This is a genomic window from Tenacibaculum profundicola (genome assembly GCF_057220795.1).
On the sequence record NZ_CM170137.1, the window covers coordinates 1,445,001 to 1,464,969 of the forward strand.

Annotated in this window: 14 protein-coding genes, 1 rRNA gene and 1 riboswitch (1 of these 16 running past the window's edge); of the genes, 10 read left to right on the forward strand and 5 right to left on the reverse strand. The window is 33.2% G+C overall.

The features are described 5' to 3' along the window. Together AC2TDS_RS06365 and AC2TDS_RS06370 are read right to left on the reverse strand one after the other, a co-directional pair. A 16S ribosomal RNA gene (locus tag AC2TDS_RS06365) occupies positions 1-65 on the reverse strand; it reaches 1,454 nt to the left of the window's first position. 1,137 nt (positions 66-1,202) lie between these two features. Continuing rightward, a complete protein-coding gene (locus tag AC2TDS_RS06370; RefSeq protein WP_484738268.1) occupies positions 1,203-2,273 on the reverse strand; it encodes a sensor histidine kinase in 1,071 nt (356 codons plus the stop codon). 614 nt (positions 2,274-2,887) lie between these two features. On the opposite strand from AC2TDS_RS06370, the gene AC2TDS_RS06375 reads away from it, so the two are divergent. From AC2TDS_RS06375 to AC2TDS_RS06420, 10 genes are all read left to right on the forward strand, one after another. Beyond that, positions 2,888-4,366 carry a cobyric acid synthase gene (locus tag AC2TDS_RS06375; protein ID WP_484738269.1) on the forward strand — a complete coding sequence of 493 codons (1,479 nt, stop codon included), beginning with the start codon at positions 2,888-2,890 and terminating at the stop codon, positions 4,364-4,366. 4 nt (positions 4,367-4,370) lie between these two features. Continuing rightward, positions 4,371-5,396, forward strand: a complete 1,026-nt coding sequence (locus AC2TDS_RS06380; RefSeq protein WP_484738270.1) for a pyridoxal phosphate-dependent aminotransferase — start codon at positions 4,371-4,373, stop codon at positions 5,394-5,396. Next, positions 5,384-6,313, forward strand: a complete 930-nt coding sequence (gene cbiB, locus AC2TDS_RS06385) for an adenosylcobinamide-phosphate synthase CbiB (RefSeq protein ID WP_484738271.1) — start codon at positions 5,384-5,386, stop codon at positions 6,311-6,313. Before AC2TDS_RS06380 ends, cbiB begins: the two co-directional genes overlap by 13 nt. A gap of 2 nt (positions 6,314-6,315) precedes the next feature. Beyond that, positions 6,316-6,843: an AAA family ATPase gene (locus AC2TDS_RS06390; protein WP_484738272.1), complete on the forward strand. Its 528-nt coding sequence runs from the start codon at positions 6,316-6,318 to the stop codon at positions 6,841-6,843. Positions 6,844-8,294: 1,451 nt separating this feature from the next. Next, positions 8,295-8,485, forward strand: a riboswitch (cobalamin riboswitch). Between the two features lie 87 nt (positions 8,486-8,572). Next, positions 8,573-8,824 carry a hypothetical protein gene (locus tag AC2TDS_RS06395; protein ID WP_484738273.1) on the forward strand — a complete coding sequence of 84 codons (252 nt, stop codon included), beginning with the start codon at positions 8,573-8,575 and terminating at the stop codon, positions 8,822-8,824. Between the two features lie 3 nt (positions 8,825-8,827). Continuing rightward, entirely contained in the window at positions 8,828-9,667 is an 840-nt protein-coding gene (locus tag AC2TDS_RS06400) for a (2Fe-2S) ferredoxin domain-containing protein (RefSeq protein ID WP_484738274.1), read from the forward strand. After that, on the forward strand, positions 9,648-10,469 hold the full coding sequence (locus tag AC2TDS_RS06405) for a Rossmann-fold NAD(P)-binding domain-containing protein (protein WP_484738275.1): 822 nt from the start codon (positions 9,648-9,650) through the stop codon (positions 10,467-10,469). The genes AC2TDS_RS06400 and AC2TDS_RS06405 overlap by 20 nt, the downstream gene beginning before the upstream one ends. Before the next feature lie 2 nt (positions 10,470-10,471). Further along, positions 10,472-11,206 (forward strand): uroporphyrinogen-III C-methyltransferase, encoded by a 735-nt coding sequence (gene cobA, locus AC2TDS_RS06410; RefSeq protein WP_484738923.1) that lies wholly within the window; start codon positions 10,472-10,474, stop codon positions 11,204-11,206. Positions 11,207-11,220: 14 nt separating this feature from the next. Next, entirely contained in the window at positions 11,221-12,159 is a 939-nt protein-coding gene (locus tag AC2TDS_RS06415) for a sirohydrochlorin chelatase (protein WP_484738276.1), read from the forward strand. Positions 12,160-12,652: 493 nt separating this feature from the next. Continuing rightward, a complete protein-coding gene (locus tag AC2TDS_RS06420) occupies positions 12,653-13,177 on the forward strand; it encodes a hypothetical protein (RefSeq protein WP_484738277.1) in 525 nt (174 codons plus the stop codon). A gap of 17 nt (positions 13,178-13,194) precedes the next feature. On the opposite strand, the gene cobN is transcribed toward AC2TDS_RS06420, so the two are convergent. From cobN to AC2TDS_RS06435, 3 genes are read right to left on the reverse strand one after another with little or no spacing between them, the layout of a single operon-like run. Continuing rightward, positions 13,195-16,941, reverse strand: coding sequence for a cobaltochelatase subunit CobN (cobN, locus tag AC2TDS_RS06425; RefSeq protein ID WP_484738278.1), 3,747 nt, complete (start codon positions 16,939-16,941; stop codon positions 13,195-13,197). A gap of 11 nt (positions 16,942-16,952) precedes the next feature. Then, the gene (locus tag AC2TDS_RS06430) at positions 16,953-18,293 is read right to left on the reverse strand and encodes a cobyrinic acid a,c-diamide synthase CobB (protein WP_484738279.1); all 1,341 of its coding nucleotides are present in this window, start codon (positions 18,291-18,293) and stop codon (positions 16,953-16,955) included. A 4-nt stretch (positions 18,294-18,297) separates the two neighbouring features. Next, positions 18,298-19,968, reverse strand: a complete 1,671-nt coding sequence (locus AC2TDS_RS06435) for a VWA domain-containing protein (protein WP_484738280.1) — start codon at positions 19,966-19,968, stop codon at positions 18,298-18,300. Position 19,969 lies beyond the last annotated feature (1 nt).

Genomic DNA, 19,969 nt, shown 5'->3' on the forward strand with positions numbered 1-19,969 from the left:
TCGACTTGCATGTGTTAAGCCTGCCGCTAGCGTTCATCCTGAGCCAGGATCAAACTCTTCATTGTATAATCTTTAATATTATTTATGAATAAGTTTCAAAAGAATTTGTTTCGACCTAGATAAATCTAGGTCTTGGTAATTCTACTCTTTAATTACGCTGTCAATTTCAATATTTTCAATGAACTTCGCTAATCTTAATTAATGATCTAAAACCATCTTTTAAACTTAACCTTTTTGTAGAAATGTTAGACTCGAACTAACTGACTTTTTTACTGTTTATCATTCCAAAATTTCTGTGATCGTGTCGCTCTCTGAAAGCGGATGCAAAGATATAAACTCTTTTTATTCTGACAAAACTTTTTTAAAGTTTTTTTTACCTTCTTAAACACCCTAATTCAATGAACTCTTTTATTAAAACCGGACTGCAAAGATACTCACTTTAAATCGTTATAAACAAGCTTTTTTTTAACTTATTTTTTAACCCTTTCTTTACCTTTTACTAATCCTTATTTTAATGAACTTTGCTAAGTTTCTAACTTGCGTTTTCCCGTTAGCGGATGCAAATATAGAACCCTTTTTTAACATAGCAAGAACTTTTTTTAGTTTATTTCTGTAAATAAAACAACCCCTAACCCAAACACATAAAAATCAAAATTTTAATCCTAATAGTTCTGTTGAAGAGTTCGTATTATTCGATATCTACTATTACTTAATACTGCGATATACATATTCATTAGTATAGTGTTTTCGTAATCTCTTTTAGCTCAATATCTTTTATTGAAACTCCAAAACAAAGCTTGAAAGATTACTAAAATCAACCACTCTCTTAGTTTTAAAATCAAAAAACACAATTGAAACCTTTAGTTTTCCAGCTATTTCAGAACATAGTGCAATTCCTATACATAATCTAGGTTTAAAAGTAGAACACAAAAATATGTTACGTTATAAATAACACTGTAGCGTCTAATTAATTTGAGTTTGATATAAGACAGGTCATTCCGTTGTCTTTTTCAGGCTGACGTAATCGTATCGTGTGCAGAGGCTGCCACAAAAACTTCATTTCACTACCTTTTTCATACAGTCACTGGCTAAATTTCAGATAACGATGTAACATAAAATTGCGTCGAACTCACGTTAATTAAGAAACCATATCGAATTTGGCTTTCAGAATGCGTTAACTTTTATTGAAGGGTTTACTTTATTCAAGAGTCTACTATGGTAATAAAGAAAGTTGCTCCTTTCTCCTTTTCACTTTCTAACCATATCCTACCTCTATTTCGTTCTATAATTTTTTTTACCAATGCCAGCCCTATACCAATTGATTCGATATTGGGTTTAATCTCCAATTTCTGAAATAAATGAAATATTTTTTTGTGGTACTTTTTATCTATCCCCGGTCCATTATCCGTGATAGAGAATATATGTTCTTTGTTTTCTTTCTTATAATCTATAGAAATTTGTATCACATCCTTATTATTATGCTTTATTGCATTTTGAATTAAGTTTTGAAAAACCTGCAACAGTTGCGACTCATTAAAAATTAACTTTGGAAGTTTCTTTTTGATTTCTACAATGCATGAATCTGAAGTATTCATCCTAATAATTCTTCTTACTATAGCATCTACATCAACTTTTTTAAACCCTTGTTCCTTTTCCATTTGCAAAGAGTAGTTCAATATTCCGCTAATTAACAAATCCATTTGTTCTACCTGCTCTTGAATCTTAGTGAAATTTTCTGATACCTTAAACACCTTTTTTCCGTTTTCATTCTCTGATTCAGTTAACCAACCTACCAAAGTATGAATGTTTCTGAGTGGTCTTTTTAGGTCATGTGACACTACATACGCAAACTCCTCTAAGTCTTTATTACGATCAAATAACTCTTTCGCACGGTTTTCTAGATCCTTAGTTCTTTGTTTTATCTTATTTTCAAGACTCTTATTCATTTCTTCTAAACCGCGCCGATGCCTTATCAACCCATTTAAAATAATAAAGGAATATATAAAAATTGTTATTATTGACATTAGAATAGCACCTTCCACCACATTATCGACATTAGACTGCAATACTCTGTATCCCATATGCAAAAGCTGTGATGTACTAAATAGAACAATTAAAACTCTATTGCTAAGCATTAAAATCGCACCAAACATTACTATTAAATTACCCAACAAATAGTCTATAGAAAAATTATTAAGTGCCACCACATATGTTAAGTAGTGTTGAAGCATAAACAATAGTACAAAAACATACAATCCATAATAATCAACCACAAACCTCCTTTTAGTCAAAGGAAGTAACCCTACGATCAAAAAAAGAATTGTGAAAAAAGCTCTCGTATATGGCAACTCTCTTATCTCAGAATTCAAGGTAAGTATCAACAGGGAATACAGATAAATCCCAGGGGCTATTAAACACAACACAAGGCTACTGTTTTTAACTTCATAGGACTCTAGCTTCCCAATTTTCTTCAAAAAACTCACTATCATATTCAAGAAAATATCAAATAACAACTAATGCTAAATATAAACATTTCATTTTAAAATTTAGAATATAATACCATTTACCATTTGAATTTACCGTAATAAAACGTCCTTTCTCCCTTTCTATTTCAATATAAAAAGAAATCATAGCTACTGCTATTATTGATTTTTCTATCTTATATCTAGAAAAAAATACTCATTTTCTTTTACAGTACATTCAAACAATAACTGGTATAACCTTTTATAAATAGGAGTGCTTATTCGTATTAATTCAAATAGCGTTCAAAATTTCACTTAATAACCTGACTCTTAAATCATAAAATATATGCTCTCTGAAAAATCATAAACACTAATTTTTCTTCCTTTTAATTTAGCTTATTTTAGCATTTATTTTAATTTATCTTATGACGAAATCGTCGCACCCTATTATGTTTGTTGGTACTGGCTCAGATGTTGGTAAAAGTATTATTGTTACAGGAATTTGTCGTATTCTAAAACAACAAGGGTACTCTCCTGCTCCATTTAAAGCCCAAAACATGTCATTAAACAGTTTTGTAACCAAAGATGGTTTGGAAATTGGCAGAGCGCAAGCAGTGCAAGCAGAAGCTGCAGGAATAGATTGTTCTACCGAGATGAACCCTGTACTTTTGAAGCCTTCAGGAAACAATACTTCTCAAGTTATTTTACATGGGAAACCAATCGGTAATCAATCGGCTCGCTCTTATTTTTTAGGAAATAATAAATTACCTCTTTTTGAAGAAGCTAAAAAAGCGTTAAAAAAACTGCAATCTAAATATAGCCCTGTTGTTATGGAGGGTGCTGGGAGTATCAGTGAACTAAATTTAAAACATCGCGACATTGTAAATATGCGAATGGCAAAAGCTGCCAATGCAGATGTGTATCTGATCGCCGACATAGATAGAGGTGGTGTTTTTGCCAGTGTATATGGTAGTATTGCTTTATTAGAGGACGAAGAGCGCTTGTTAATTAAAGGAATTATCATTAATAAATTTAGAGGAGATATTTCTTTATTTGAAGATGGTAAAAAAATACTAGAGTCTCTTACGAATATTCCTGTTTTAGGCGTAGTCCCATACGCCAATGACATATATATAGAAGACGAAGATTCTTTAGGTTTAAACAACAGACATAAAAATTCAAAAGCTGACAACGTAAACATTGCAGTAATTTTGTTACCCCATATTTCCAATTTTACTGATTTTAATAGACTCGAAAAAGAAGACCGTGTTCATCTTTTTTATACAAGATGTGCAGAGGATATTAAAAAAGCTGACGTGATCATTATTCCAGGGAGTAAAAATACTATAGCGGATATGCAATTTCTGAGAAACTCTCAATTGGCAAAAGAAATACTCAAGGCACATAAAAACAACACTTTTATTATAGGTATTTGTGGTGGTTTTCAAATGCTAGGCATGTCTATTTCTGACCCTTATCATATAGAAAACGACATTGAACAAATTCCGGGATTAGGAATTATTCCTTCGCATACCGTAATGACATCTGAAAAAACAACTAAACAATGTAGTTTTACGTTTAAAAATCACTCTGAACCTTGTTCTGGATATGAAATTCACATGGGAAAAACAACTTTTGATAATCAGAAAGCATTGAATTCAATGAATGCCCGACCAGAAGGTTATTTTTTTGAAAATTGTTGGGGAACTTATATTCACGGTCTTTTCGACAATACAGTTGTTATTGAAGATCTATTGTCTAACTTTAATACACAAACCAACGGTAATCGTTTTGACTACCAAGCCTATAAAGAAGAAAACTATGATAAGTTAGCAAAGCATTTGGAAAAACATATCGATATTAAGTCCATTGTGAAAAATATGAAAACTTCAATTCCTACTTAACGTTATGGCTATCGATTATGGACATGGAGATGATCTTCATAAATACAATACTATTGAATTTAAAGCTAATTTTAGTTCAAATGTATGGTATCAAGGCGCCCACCCTTTGTTGTTAGAACACCTTAAAAAGCAAATTCATCGTATAGAAAATTACCCCGATCCAAATGCCGAATACTTAACAAAACAAATAGAAACACATCATAAGTTACCATTTGGATCTGCCATAGTAACAAATGGTGCTACAGAAGCTTTTTATTTAATTACCAATATGTTTCGTAACACATCGGTTACCATCTGTACTCCTGCTTTCTCAGAATACGAACTAGCTTCTAACATACATTCACTTTATATAGAGTTCATCGATAGAAAATCAGTTACAGACCATGTATACACCACTAAACTTGCTTTTATTTGCAACCCCAATAACCCTGATGGTTTTGAGACTACATCTGGTGAGATCGGCCTACTAGCAAAAAAATTCCCAAACACCTACTTCGTCATTGATGAAGCCTATATAGAATTTACAAATTCATCTATTTCTTGCCTTTCTTTAATCGCTAATCATCCTAATATTATTATCATAAAATCACTTACCAAACTATTTTGTATTCCTGGCTTGCGATTAGGTTATATTATTGGTAACTCTGAATTAATATCTTCTTTATCGAAAAGTAAGATGCCTTGGAACGTTAACAGCTTAGCGCTAATTGCTGGTTCCTTTATCTTTGAAAACTACACCCAAATCACTCCTACATTTGACACCTACGTTAAAAATCTTTCTTTTTTAAAAGAATCTATAAATACAATTAAAGGCTTTGAAGTTATACCATCCAACACAAGCTACTTCCTTGTAAAGATGAATAAACCAAGATCATCAAAATTAAAGGACTATCTCGCGAGAGAACACCAACTCTTGATAAGAGATGCTTCCAATTTTAGAACTTTGGACAAGCATTATTTTCGTTTAGCTTGCCAAACCAGCACACAAAATAAATTATTAATTAATGCTTTGATGGAATGGAAAAATTAATTGTATTACTTCCATTATTGATTGCCTACGTCCTCGATTTAATTTTAGGGGATCCGATATGGTTACCACATCCTATTCGCTTCTTTGGTAAACTAATTTCTTTTGGTGAAAAACATCTTAACCAAAACAATTTTAAATTTCTAAAAGGCTTAATCTTAACATTCCTACTTACAACTGGTGCATTTCTGTTTTTTTATTTAATAGTTCAGATACTTAAACCTTTTCCTATCGTTTTTATCATTTTTAACGCTGTATTTTTATTTTATGCGATTGCTAATAAAAGCTTGATCAGCGAAGGTAAAGCCGTTTTTAGCGAACTTAAGAAAGGAGTCATTCAGGGTAGAAAGAGACTTTCTTGGATTGTAGGAAGAGACACTTCTGAATTAAATGAGCAACAAATAAAAACAGCAGTATTTGAAACCTTATCTGAAAACTTAAGTGATGGTGTTATCGCTCCTTTATTTTACTTTGCTTTTTTAGGTGTGCCTGGAGCCATGCTTTATAAAATGGTAAACACCTTGGACTCCATGATTGGATATAAAAACGAGCGATACTTAAACTTTGGTAAATTTGCTGCAAAATTAGATGATGTTTTCAATTATATTCCTGCTCGATTAACGGCTATATTAATGCTAATCGTGACAGGGAAGCTGCATAAAATTAATTTCATTTTGAAATACGGATGTCAACATTCCAGTCCTAACGCTGGTTATCCGGAAGCAGCTTTAGCTGCGATTTTAAATTGTAGGTTTGGAGGTCCCAATTATTATCACGGAAAATTAGTGCCCAAACCTTATATTGGAGATAATGATAGACATATCAATATCTCAGAAATTAAAAAAGTCTCGACGATTAATCATTCTGTTACGGCTGCTTTTGTAATATGCATCGCTGTATTTCTTTATTTATTTTCTTAAAAATGAAACGATATATTATTACTGGAGCCCCAGGAACTGGTAAAACAAGTTTAATAAATGCCCTAAAAAAACATCACTTCACGTGTTTTGATGAGATCTCTAGAAAAATAATCATTGAACAGCAAAAAACAAAAGGAGACAAAACACCTTGGCAAAATGTTTCAGGCTTTACTCAATTGGTTTATCAACACATTACAAAAGAATTATTAATCCCAGTAAACAGGACCTCTTTCGTTGACAGGAGTGTAGCTGACAATATAGCTTACTTGAAACTAAAAAATATTCCTATCTCTGCTTCTTTTAAACACTTTAATTATAAAAAACACTACCATACAACTGTTTTTATGATGCCTCCTTGGAAAGAGATTTACACAAAAGATCCACAACGACAACAATCTTTTGAAGAGTCTCAGAAACTACATCAATTATTGCTAACCACGTATAACGATTTAAACTTTTCAGTGAACATATTACCACAAACAACCATTGCTGAACGGGTTAAAATACTAACCAATTTTTTACAAAACTAAACATTACATAATTTACAAATTGATAGTAATTTTAGTCTTTCCTAATATCAATAAAATGCATTACTATACCGCATCTTAGGTAAATCATGCTTGTGTTTTATATCGATTGGAATGAAGTTATACGATTTACAGATAAATAATTATGTCGGTAAATTAATATCAAGATGATATCATACAAAGCTGAGCCACCAAAAACAGCATCTTAAAAGAAGTATTACAAAATAAATACAGCCAAACAGGTAATTATACGATTTACAGATACATATTTCGTATATAGGTATTGAATTATTTTAAGTTAGTTTAAGGCATAAAACGTTAGCATAGCCAAGCTATGGTTAAGTTTTATAACGCAAAAATAGCTACAAAAGAAATAATAGATATGCGAAATATTTATTTGTAAATTGTATTATATACATATTTTTAAAAAGTTGTTCTCTAAAACAGCGATATCGGCATTCTATTCTTAGGTTTTACTTATAGGGTTTATAGGTAAACCCATCATGGTTACCCCTAGTATTTTTTTAGTGTTTTTACTCACCTTATTATAAATTTAATATCTCTACATTTACATCAGTTTAAGTAGAAGTGATATTCTATTAAGGGGAAGATTCCTACTTGACTTATTGTTGAGTAGGAATCAATTTAAGCCTTAATTAATTATACAACTAACCATACTTTAAATTTCTACTTCTTTATATACAAAAGCTCTTTATAGAGCTTTTTTTTATTTCTTATACTTTTTAAAACTGTCCTAATAGTACTATAGCTTCGTATTTGCTTTTCTTCATGATTGAAAAGTAAATAAAAAACCAGCTATACTATCGCGTGACAAGGTCTATTCTATAAAATCACGCCTATATATTATCGTTAACTCTTTAAACTTGAAAAACCAGTAACAAATAGATTCTCTTGTTCCAAATCCAGTCAAATCATTCCATTTATGCATCAATGAAACAATATGCATATAATCTTTGAGATTTTAATCAGTTCAAAAAAGAGGAAACTTGAAGTTAAAATATTTAACTAAAAAAATGCAATTCCGATAATCTGCAAAGAATTTTATTTTCACAAAAATCAAATAAATCATATTTCTATAAACAGCAAATTTCAATCACTAGTAAAAAACAGGTTAAGACTCATGGTTTTCCCTAGTTCAACCTTTAGGGTTTTTACTTATTTTACAGTATTATTCTTTATCCTATCTTTGACATAACTTAGGAGACGTCCTAAGATTTTCTTTTTCATAGCAATTTTCCCGCTCATCTTTTGAGCGGGTTTTTTTTATGAATATATCCATCTTTTATCATATCTCATTATCGGTCATCATTTCGTAACTTTCTATGCATAAATTTTTACGCTTCACGTCTAGCAAATATTAAAAAAACATTATTATAGAAGAATTGATAAAAAGCTTCTTTGTAAAAATTATAAGTGCTATTAAATAAAAGATTATATTGGTCCCTTAAAATGGTTTTTTACCTCTGGTAAAGATTAAAAGGGAATTTGGTGAAAATCCAAAGCTGTTCCCGCAACTGTAATACTTATTTCAAGACGTCATTAAATAGAGCCACTGTAAAATATATGGGAAGGTGAAATGATTGTCGAGTAAAGTCAGGAGACCTGCCATTTTAGTGAATTTATTTTATGAACTCTCGGGTAAAGAGTTGAAAAATAATACTACATTATCGGTGTATTTTTCTACAACTTGCCTGCTTAATTTTATTTTTAAATGAAGAAACTAATATTATGCAGTGTATTGTTCGCTCAAGCTTTTATAGCAAATGCATGTACTAACAATACCAAAAACCTTGTCAATTCTAGTGAAACTCCAATTGTTTCGCATTCAGGAACTCTGTCAGATAGCACTAAAAATTACAACGTTGAAACCCTTGTAGCTTTAAAACCTAGTAATGGTTTCTCTACTAATTGTTCTCGTAACCCTTTATTGTTATCTAAAAAAAACCTTTCTTATTTCTTTTAAATTATGGGGAAAAATTTATCGAAAGTAATCACTACATTTCATTTCTGTGATGGTGGATCTTGTAAAAAGGCAAAGAGTGAATTGGCGGTAAGAGAAGCGAGGGCACTCTTACGAAATGAAAATTTATGGAACACTACACATACCATAAGAACTCGTTGTAATGGCAGATGTGAAGATGCTCCTACTTGGATTGTTCAACCTGGGAATTTTTGGTACAAAGATGTAAGCCCTGAAAAAGCAATAAAAATTGTTAACGCTCATACAAAAGAGAAAGTACCTATTCAAGAATACTTACTGTATGAAGAAGGCGCTAGTAAACTAAACACTGTAAAAGAAAGAACAGGTTCACTTCCAGCATTTAAGCCAAAAACAGACGATCGTTTTGGGAATATCCTAGTTGCAAGAGCCTCTGCCTCCGATCAATATTTATACCCTGTGTTTAAAACTATATTTGCCTCTGAACATGAATTCGAGGTGCTGTACAATGCAAACAACTATACGATTAGCAGCAAACATTCTGTTGACTATCTCGATATTTTTGATCTTGAAATACGCGGAAATGATATTCAATTTAAATTAGCTATCGGACCAATAACTAAGGCTCTAGAAAAAGAAATCGATTCTGAAATCATTACTAGAAAAGTTGGCGTATCTGAGGTGATCTGGTTTCAAGAGCATGAAGCTTTTATTGGAGCTATTCAACTTAAAAATAGAAAAGGTAAACATCTAATTACACTTTTTATTCCTAAAGAAAATAGTGATCTTTGGAGCTATATTTTAGAAATATATTTAGAAATGAAAACTAACAATCCAAGAATAATTAATGAAGTACAAACAAATTAGTATAGTCGGTTCTGGTTGGTTAGGCGCTCCTTTAGGAACCTATTTACACTCCTTGGGGTATCAAATAAAAAGTTCTACCACTTCTAAAGAGAAGGTAACTTTATTATCCAATAAAGGATTTATTCCTTATGTGTTTTCTCTAGGAAATCCCGATTGCTCATCGTCTATAAATGATTTTTTATTAGATAGTGATGTTGTTATTATCAATTTTCCTCCCAAAAGAAGCATCACTAATATTCAAACCGTATACCCAAAGCAAGTTGAACATATTTTATCGTCGATCAAAAAGCATCAAAAAGTAATTTTTGTAAGCTCTACCTCTGTATACCAAAACACTAATGATTGGGTTACTGAAGACATGAAAGTGTTTCCTGAAAAAAATTCTGGTAAAGCAGTATACGAAGCTGAGAAGTTATTAGAAAAATCGTTAAAAGACCGACTCACAATTGTGCGTTTTTCTGGATTAATAGGCTATGATCGACTACCTGGTAGGTTTTTAGCAAATAAGGTCAATTTAAAAAACGGGAAATCACCTATTAATGTAATTCATCGTGATGATTGTATTGGCCTCATTCACGCTATAATTGAAAAAAAATGTTGGGGACAGATTATAAACGGGTGTGCCGATGAACATCCTATGAGAGCCGTTTTTTATACGCAAGCGGCTAACAACATAGGACTAACTCCACCGAGTTTTATAGAGCAAGATCATGAAATTGGATTTAAAAAAATTTCCAATACTAAAAGTAAATCCTTACTTAAGTACAACTATATACATCCAAACCCTTTAAAACTAATTTAGTGATGCACCCTATTACCATTATTGGCGCTGGACCGGGAGACCCAGAGTTGTTAACAGTAAAAGCGCACAGACTGATCAGCAATGCAGATGTTATTTTACATGACAATTTAGTTTCAAGTGCCATTCTGGACCTCAACAGCACCTGTGAAAAAATATATGTAGGTCGAAAATTTGGTGATTCAAGTAATCAAATCGATAGACAACAGCACATTAACGAACTATTATATACCCATTATAAAAAAGGTAAAAAAGTCGTTCGGCTAAAATCAGGTGACCCTTATATCTATGGCAGGGCAGCTGAGGAAGCTCGATATTTACATGTTAAAGATGTTCCATTTGAAGTAGTTCCAGGCATCTCCGCAGCAATAGCAGCAGCCAACCTTTACAATATTCCTATTACCGAAAGAAACCATTCTAATGCCATGCTTATCTGCACAGCTCATACTGCTGATTATTCCTTTGAGCAACTCAACGGTATTGCCCATATGTTAAAAGCTGGTAATACCATTTCTATTTATATGGGATTGAAAAGTATTCATAGAATTATCCCAAAATTGATAGGTGTTTGTAAAGATGAACACATTCCCGTAAATGCCATTTCAAATGTTTCAAGATCAAGTCAGCAAATTATAACAGGAACCTTAGGAACCATTGAAGCTTTGCTTAAAAAGAAGGATTTACCTATGCCTGTAGTATTTATCATCGGAGCAACACCTATCGGTAGCAAAAACAACTAAAATTTATAACTAAGATGAAAGAAGGAATTTTATTATGTGGTCATGGTAGTCGAAGAGCCAGTGGCGTGGAATCGTTTAAAGAATTAGTTCGTATTTTAAAAGAACGTTATCAGAACTCTTATGAGGTAGATTATGGCTTTTTGGAGTTCAATCATCCTACTTACGAGGCGGCTGTTGAGCGCATGTATTTAAACGGTGTACGAAAAATATATGCCTTACCCGTTATTTTATTTGCCGGATCTCATGCTAAAAATGATATCCCCTTTGAATTAAACACCTTACAAAGCTATCATGATGATTTAACAATAAGCATGGGCAAACATATTGGTGTAAGTTCATTTTTATTAGATCTGGCTGTTAAGCGCATTGAAGAAACGGAACGAAAACTTCCCAAAATAGACAGAAAAGACACCTGTTTAGTGGTTGTTGGTAGAGGTACTACAGACCCTGATGCTAATAGTGATGTTGCCAAGCTTACAAGCATGCTATGGGATGGGATGGGGTTTGGCTTCGCCACGACAGGGTATAGCGGAACGGCGTATCCGAAAATAGACACGTCTTTAGCTATGATTGATAAACTCGGTTTTAAACGAACAATTGTGATCCCTTTCTTCTTTTTTACTGGCGTGCTATTAGAACGCATTTATACGTATGTTTCGGAAAGGAATAGACAGTCAGAAAACGAATACGTGTATACTGACCCGTTTGGAACTGATGAATTAATTTTACAAGCCTTTGACGAACGTTTAAAAGAAGCTAAACATGGTGCAGCTCATATGAATTGTCAACTTTGTAAATATAGAAAGCAAATTGTAGGTTTTGAACAAGATATCGGAAAAGAGCAAGTGGGCCATCATTTAAATGTCAAAGGAATTTTGTTTGAAGAAGATGAAAAACCCGATGCTAATAAAAATAGTTTAGGAAATAAAATAAAAAAGGTTCTCGGAATTTAATTCCTAATTTCCTTTTAATAAATAGTATCCTTTAGGTTCGTTTCGTTTATTAAAAGGTTTCTATTTTGTTTATTATGAATGCCGAACTATAGGCAAAACACTAGCATGGCTGCAAGGAAATGACTTAATAGTTCTACTTGTAGTAAGTCTGTTTATCAGCAAAGTACATAATAGAAAATCTATTACAGGATGAAACCACTGTAAAATCGACCATTTCGTTGTACTTTAACATTTAACCATAGCGGTGCTATGCTAATATCATTTACCATTTGAATTTACTGTAAAACAATAAAACGTCGTTTTTTCTTTTACAGTAAATTCAAACAATAACTGGTGTAAAATTGAGGAAGCACTTCCTTTTATGGCGACTACCTCTCTCATGATAAAGTTCTATTGCATAATACGAAGCTATCAATTGATGTTATACCTAACAAATAATAATAAAAATTCAATGTTAAATATAGTATATTGCGCATTTAAATAGGCATATAAAATGGTTTTAGTTGAAAATGACATATCCTCCCATGTTATTGAAAAGGTAATCGGGACTCCTATCAAGTTCAACTTTAAAAACATGGCTCCTATTGGCAGTACGGCTTTCTTTCTAAAATCATTCAGTTGTAAAAAACCAGGTAATCATCATGTTTTAATCCAGAATTCCAGATGCAATATTCAACGGTATAGCAAAGGACTTCTTGTAAGAGCTAATTACGCTAATAAGCGCTTTGCCTTACCAATAAAAAACGTAGAGATTAAGGAAATCACATTCATCCGAGGAAAAGAAATCATTTCACCACCCACCATCTCTATTATGAATCTTCTCTTAAAACTAGGTTTTTCCATTAGATACGCAAGATATGCTTCTTTCGGATCTGGGTATGCTATTTCAGAAACCTTCCTTATTCTCAAAACTTCTGATTACGACTTAAAACTCAGTACCAGTGGATTTAATTTTGAAAACCAAGTGTCTTTTTTTAAGTTGTTAGGCTTGTTAAACACATTGAAAATCATAGGATAACACTATATAATCCTTCTTTACTCAACCACTCCCTCACCCTCTATAAATAGCGCTTCTAATCGTTGTTTAATTTCTTCTGAAGGGGTTTTCCACATACCTCGTTGTATGGCTTCTAACAAACGTTCACTCATATCTTTTAATGCCCAAGGATTATGTTGTTTGATGAATGCTTTATTCTGTTCATCTAGTAAATACGTTTCTGTGATTCCTTCATACATAAAATCATCAACCAAATTTGTGGTAGCATCATAGGCGAACAAATAGTCTAAGGTAGCTGACATTTCAAAAGCACCTTTATAACCATGACGTTGCACACCTGCAATCCATTTCGGATTAATAACTCTTGATCTAAACACTTTCAATAATTCTTCTTTTAATGTTTTTACTTTTGGTGTTTCAGGACGTGAATGATCTCCAAAATAAATTTCAGGATCTTTCTTACTTATAGTTTTCACTGCGTTTGCCAATCCTCCCTGAAACTGGTAGTAATCATCACTATCTAAAATATCATGTTCTCTATTATCTTGATTTTGCATCACTACTTGCATGTCTTTCAAACGATACTGAAATGCTTCATGAGCCGATACTCCTTGTTTTGAACTTCCATAGGCATAACCACTCCAATTAATATAAACGTTAGCTAGATCTTCTTGCGTTTCCCAATTTTTCTCATCAATAACCCCTTGCAATCCCGCTCCGTAAGAGCCAGGTTTGGAACCAAAAACTCTATACAAGGCTCTTTGTACACTCTCATCTTTAGCCAAGCCCTTTTCTTTCCATGTTTGGGTTTCTTTTAAGAATCTCTTACGAATAGGATTGTCTTCTTCTGGCTCTTCTTGCATCGCTACTTTTTTTACTGCAGCATTGAACAAATTAATAACATCTGGAAATGCATCTCTAAAGAAACCAGATATTCTCAGCGTTACATCTACTCGTGGTCTACCTAATTTTACGATAGGAATCACTTCAAAATCAGTTACTCTTCGGTTTAAACTTTTCCATATAGGCCTCACCCCCATTAACGCTAACGCTTGTGCAATATCATCACCTCCAGTTCGCATTGTAGCAGTTCCCCAAACCGAAATACCAATAGTTTCTGGATAATCTCCATGTTCTTGTAAATAACGTTCTATAATAAGTTGTGCACTTTTTTCTCCTAATCGATACGCAGTTTCTGTTGGGACTGTTCTTACATCTACCGAATAAAAATTTCTTCCAGTTGGTAACAAATCTACCCGTCCTCGCGTTGGAGCTCCTGAAGGCCCGGAAGGGACATACAGCCCATTTAAACCTTGTAATAAATAAGTGATTTCATCTGTGGTTTGTTCCACTGCAACTAGGGTTTTCGTTTTTATAAGCGTTAAAACTCTATTCAGTTCTGGATAGGTTTCCTCTAGTCTATTCTCCTCAAGATATTGGATGAGGAACTTCTTGCTCAGATCTTCTAAAACAGCTATTACTTGTCCAACTGTTTTACAAGAATGCTCATGAATACAAACATTCATAGCCTCTCCATAATCTAATGTCAAAATAGTATCTTCAATTCCAAAATCTATAGCTAGTGCCTGCGTGATTCCTTTTGTTTGAAAAGAGCCTGATCTATGCAATGCTATTAACAAATCAATCAGTTGCTCATTTTGAGGAGATGTACCAAAAATATGAAGGCCATCACGAATTTGCGCTTCTTTTAATTCACACAAATACCCATCTAACTTAACCAGCAGCTCATCTACATCATCAGAATTAATGCCCAAATCAACATTCAATTGAGCCTCTTTTACTAAAGTGGCAATTTCTTTTTCAAGTACTCTTGCTCTTTTAATATCTAAAGTAGATGCCTCATAGTATTCATCTACTAAATGTTCAAGCTTTAAAAGATTTCCAAAATTCTCCGCACGTGTCATTGGTGGAATTAAGTGGTCAATAATTACCGCTTGTGTTCTCCTTTTCGCTTGAGTTCCCTCACCAGGATCATTGATTATAAAAGGATAAAAATGAGGTAATGGACCAAAAATTGCGGCAGGATAACACGATGTTTCATCAAGAGATACACTTTTACCTGGAAGCCATTCTAGATTTCCATGCTTTCCTAAATGAATCACCGCGTCAACGTTAAATGTATCTTGAAGCCAAAAGTAATATGCTAAATATTGATAAGTAGGTGCTAAATCTGGTGAATGGTAAATAGCTTGTGGATCTTGATTATAACCTCTTGAAGGTTGGATGCTCACAAAAATATTTCCCAGTATAAAACCGGGCACGATAAACCCTTCTCCATTATAATATGGATCATCTTCCATTCTTCCCCATTGTACTCTAATCTTCTCCTGTAAAGTACTTGCTAAAGTACCGAATTTTATATCAAAATCACGTTTAGAATAAACTACTGCATGCGGACGAGTTTGTACCGTACTAACATCATTCGTTGTCATTTGAGTTAACCAATGCATTAACTCCGTACCACTTTGAGGTAACTGATTTCCAAGGTTATACCCTTTTTTTTTCATAGCTTGCAATACCCTGATACAACTCTCAGGGGTATCTAATCCTACCCCATTGGCTAATCTACTATCTTTATTAGGGTAATTGGGTAGTATGATTGCTACCTTTTTATCAGTGTTATTCTTTTTTTGTAAGCTTACCCAATTATTGGCTAATGCTGCCATAAAATCGCATGCCGGGGTATAGGCTTCATATTTTATAATCGAACTATCCGTTAATGGATCTTTGGCAATCTCCTTTTTAAAAGAAACGGCTTTACCTATAATACGGCCATCTATTTCTGGCAAGGCGATATTCATAGCGATATCTGTAGGTGGTAATCCAAACAATCCTTCTTTCCAAACTTGTTTATTACTCGTAGAAAAAATAGCCTGTAACACTGGGACATTAAGGTTTTCAAAAATAAAACCTTCATCATCCGTTGGCTTAATGGTAAATCCTGTAGTATTCAAAATAACGTCAATAGTACGTTGCTTATCATATGTTATCATTTTTTCTACCTCCATCAATACTTCTTGATCTCGCAAATTATTCACAAACAAAACAATTGGATTTAATTGTTGTGCTTGTAAACTCTTACTCAATTCAATAATCGGGTCTAAATTATTAGCTAAATAATGAGCTCTATAAGCTAAAATAAGTGCATTTTTTTGAGTTTTATCTAGTGCCGATTCCAACTCTTTCTGACTTACAATTCCTTGTTTCGTGGTATATAAAAACAGATGATCGTAAGCTTTTGGCACATCGATTTCTGAGGGTATGTCAAAAAAGTTCTCATATAGATAATAAAGTAATGAAATCGTATTTTCTTTACCTCCTTCTTGAAGGTATCGTCTGCATTGATGAACTACATTCAATGATTCAGAAGACCGTTTCATTAACTCATAATCTGGCTCATGAGCTGGTATAAGTAACAAAACACAATCGGTTTTTTCTTGTAGTTCTATCAGAGATTCAACCAAATATTGGTAATAACTCATTCCGCCCAATAAACTGCATATAATAACTTTTGCTTTTTCTAGTACGTCTTCTATATAGGTATCAATCGTCAGTTCTTGTTTTAAGTAAACCAAATTAGTCATCCTTATACTAGGAAGAGCGTTCGTGTTTTCAGCATATACTTCTTTATACGCTTCATTCATCGTATGAATTTCTGTATCACTTGCGCTTAGAAAAACAATATCTCCTGGTTTCTGTTCTATATAAAAAACTCCGTCGTCATCAGGATTCCATCCTCCCGGAATTGTAGCTATTAAATGCATAATTGGATCAGTTATTCAGTTACTGGCTTTTTCTTAGTTTTCCATTTTTTTTCTGGTTTTATGAGCCAATTAAAATTTCCTTCTCCCCAGTAAAAATGAATATAACTTGCCAATACATTTTTGTATTGGTATATTCTGGTCTTTATTTCCTTGTTTCGTGCCGTTAAAACGGTAATATTTGCCCCTTCTTTTTCATCATTTAAAATTTTAGAATAATGAAATTCGTGCCCCCATAGTTCATAGTCATTAAACAGTACTTTACGATATCCCAGTTGTAATTTTTTATGCTCCATCGTTGTACTAAACTCAAACACTTGAGCCATAGAGTATTCTTCTTTTTTTTCATTTATAATACTTTTACCCAAATACATCATCCCCCCACATTCTGCCAATATTTGTGTTCCATTATCAGCAGCATTTTTAATAGCGATAAGCATCTTTTTATTGGCTGATAGCTTTTCTAAATATAACTCAGGATATCCACCTGCTAGATATATTATATCAGCCTCTGGAAGGTCGTCATCTCGCAACGGACTAAATAAAACCACTTCACCTAATTGTTTTAAGTATTGTATGTTTTCACTATATGTAAAGTTAAAAGCTTCATCTTTTGCTACAGCTATTTTACACGATTTCATCAACGAGTTACTTGTATAGCTCTCATTATCATTAGAATTAACTCTTGCGTTTTTAGTACGGTTAAGTAATGTTGCAATATTGATGTGGTTACCGACATGATTTGAGGCTTGATGTATTACTTCTTCAAAACTTTTATCTATATGCAACCCTAAATGTCTTGATGGGATCTCTATTGCTTCATTAGGTGGTAAATAACCTAAACTTGTTATTCCTACCTTTTCACAAGCTTCTTTTAAAAACGCATAATGAGAATCTGTTCTTACAAAATTAAAGAGTACTCCTGCAATGGTAATCTCTGGGTCAAAAGTCTTCAAGCCATGTAAAATAGGGGCTACTGTATATGCCATTGCCTTAGCATTTACTACTAAAATTATTGGGATATTCAACTTTTTAGCAATCTCAGCAGAGCTTCCCTTATCTTTTACCGCGCCGTCAAACAACCCCATTACTCCTTCGACGATACTTATATCGGCTTTATCACTGTACTTAGTAAACACCTGATTTAAATGAGTGTCAGACATCATTATGGAGTCTAGATTTATACTAGAAATTCCAGCGGCAGTACCATGATGCATGGTATCAATATAATCAGGACCACATTTGAATGGTTGCACGCTATACCCTTTATTTTTAAGGTACCTCAATAAACCTAGAGTGACGGTTGTTTTACCAGAGTTACTCCAAGGTGCAGCTATTAAAAATTTGTTTTTCATTAGATTATGAGTTTAATGAATCTAAGGATACGTACCTTAAGTGTAATTGCTCTGCCAATTGTTTGGCTTTTCTCAATTTAACAAAACTCGTTTCCGTATCTACCACTGTGGTGTGTTTTAATCCTGCTAAGTGCATTTTGTAGGTCTGCACCGCTGCTGCAAACGGGTTTTTAGCTCCTGTGTTTGCTCTACCGTCCGTAAAAACAAATAGCTGTACAGATTTTTTATTTATTGACTTTAGCAACTCTGCTACTTTTCTAAATGCGTCTTTTAAATTTGTCTTTCCTTGTGTTTTTAATTGGTAGCTAGTTTCTAAAATTGCACTGATATTAGTTGTAAAAGGCTGTGTTATCCTCGAAGAATTTTCCGATAAGGTTACGATAGCGTATTTAATTTTTTTTAGGGGATGTGCTTTCAATGTTTTTTGGATAATTCCTTTTAAATATGCCATCTGTTTTCCCTTAGCCATAGAAGTACTCGTATCTACCAAAAACACAATATGCACTGTTTTCTTGGTTGATTGATACTCATATACCGGTATTGCTTTTTGAGTAGTTAGGTATTGTTTTACAGTTTTGAAAACAGCCAATGATTTATCATGTACCGTAGGAAAAAAATCTTTTTGTATTTTGTTACTAACTTTTAACTCAACTTCTTTTTTTTTTATAGAAGTCACATTAAATTTTAGTTCTTTCTTTACATCCTCTGGTAATTGGAACTGTAAACCTCCTTCTTTTTTTGTTTCGTTATTTTGATCTTCTGGTTCGTTTTGATGGTCGTTATGATCATCATTTGAAGTGTTATTCTCAGATGGCGGATTGTATTCTTTTGCTCTGTGTTGCAACACAAATGGAGCAATGTATGTTACCATCTCCCTCGTAACTTCTTTCTCTCCTAAATAGGCTGCATACGCTCTTGCTGTTTTTAGTAGTAAAATGTCAGCACGCATTCCTTCCACCTGATTATCTAGGGTCAATTGAGCACACATATTTTTTATTGTATCTGTTAAAACGATCCCATGCAAACTTTCTTTTGCTTTTACTATATGTTCTTTGAGAAGCAATTCTTCTTGTTCGTATTCTTGATAAAAAAATTTTGGATCTGTGTCAAAAGTAAGTCTTCCATTGGCAATTTCCTTTCGTTTTTGAATCTCTTTGGGTGTTGTCACTACAACATTTAATCCGAATCTATCCAATAGTTGTGGACGTAGTGCTCCCTCTTCAGGATTCATGGTTCCCACTAAACAAAATTTACTCTCCAACCACTGGGAAATTCCCTCTCGTTCCAAAAAATACCCTCCAGATGCAGATGCATCAAGCAACACATCCATTAAGTATTCATTTAATAAATTAATTTCATCTATATATAAGAATCCGCCATGTGATTTTGCCAACAGCCCTTTATCAATCAGTGTTAGTTTATCTTTCAACAGTACTTCCAAATTAACACTTCCTAAGACTCTATCTTCTGTGGCTCCTATTGGTAAATTCACAAAAGGAAAGGTCTCTCCCATCAATTGACTTAACGCTCTTACTGTTGTTGTTTTCCCTGTTCCTTTATCACCTGTTGCTAAAACACCACCGATGGTGGGATCAATAATATTGAATATCAGACAGCGCTTAAAATCATCTTGTCCAACAATTGCTGTAAACGGGAAGTTAATTTTCTTCTGCATA